The 1068-nt window shown below is 67.7% G+C and carries 1 protein-coding gene and 1 pseudogene; both read right to left on the bottom strand.

Annotated elements, in window-relative coordinates; genetic code table 11:
- Positions 1-125 (bottom strand): annotated as a pseudogene (locus AOK15_RS27760) (1,2-phenylacetyl-CoA epoxidase subunit PaaB); the annotation flags it as partial.
- On the bottom strand, positions 122-1068 hold a 947-nt coding region (gene paaA, locus AOK15_RS27755; protein WP_055521092.1), incomplete at its 5' end, for a 1,2-phenylacetyl-CoA epoxidase subunit PaaA. The gene paaA and the pseudogene AOK15_RS27760, both read right to left, overlap by 4 nt.

The following is a 1068-nucleotide window of genomic DNA, read 5'->3' as shown; positions in this document are numbered from 1 at the left end:
CGGGCGTGGGTGAGGGCCATCCGGTCGTCGGCGGCGTGCAACGAGCCCACGTGGACGTGGTTCAGGCCGCGCTTGCCGCGCACGAACACCTCGTACAGCGGCCAGTCCTTCTCCTCGGTGGTCATGCCACCGCTCCCTTCTGCATAGGTGTACGGCGGGTACGGGCGGCCTGCTTGGCGGCGTGGGCGGTGGCCGCCTCGCGCACCCAGGCGCCTTCCTCGTGGGCCGTCCTGCGGCGTTCCATCCGCTGGTCGTTGCAGGGCCCGTCACCGGTGATGACCCGCTTCAGCTCGGCCCAGTCAGGGGCACCGAAGTCGTGACGGCCACGCTCCTCGTTCCACCTCAGCTCCGGATCCGGCAAGGTCACCCCGAGCTTCTCGGCCTGCGGCACCGTCATGTCCACAAAACGCTGCCGCAGCTCGTCGTTGGAGTGCCGCTTGATCTTCCACGCCATCGACTGCGCCGAGTTGGGCGAGGCATCGTCCGGCGGGCCGAACATCATCAACGACGGCCACCACCAACGGTCCACCGCGTCCTGCACCATCGCACGCTGCTCGTCCGTCCCACGCATCATCGTCAGCAGCAGCTCATAGCCCTGCCGCTGATGGAACGACTCCTCCTTGCAGATCCGCACCATCGCACGCGCGTACGGACCGTACGACGACCGGCACAGCGGCACCTGGTTGCAGATCGCCGCACCGTCCACGAACCAGCCGATGACACCGACATCGGCGAAGTTCCGCGTCGGATAGTTGAAGATCGACGAGTACTTCTGACGGCCCTCGATCAGCCGGTCCGTCAGGTCCGCACGGTCGGCGCCGAGGGTCTCCGCCGCCGAGTACAGGTACAGGCCGTGCCCCGCCTCGTCCTGGACCTTCGCGAACAGGATCGCCTTGCGGCGCAACGACGGCGCACGCGAGATCCACTCACCCTCCGGCTGCATCCCGATGATCTCCGAGTGCGCGTGCTGCGCGATCTGCCGCACGAGCGTCCTGCGATAGCCCTCCGGCATCCAGTCACGCGGCTCGATCCGCTGATCCCGCGCGATCGTCGCGTCGAAATGCTCCT

The organism is Streptomyces ossamyceticus (assembly GCF_001418475.1).
Classification (GTDB): Bacteria; Actinomycetota; Actinomycetes; order Streptomycetales; family Streptomycetaceae; genus Streptomyces; species Streptomyces ossamyceticus.
This window is presented reverse-complemented; position numbering and strand designations above follow the sequence as displayed.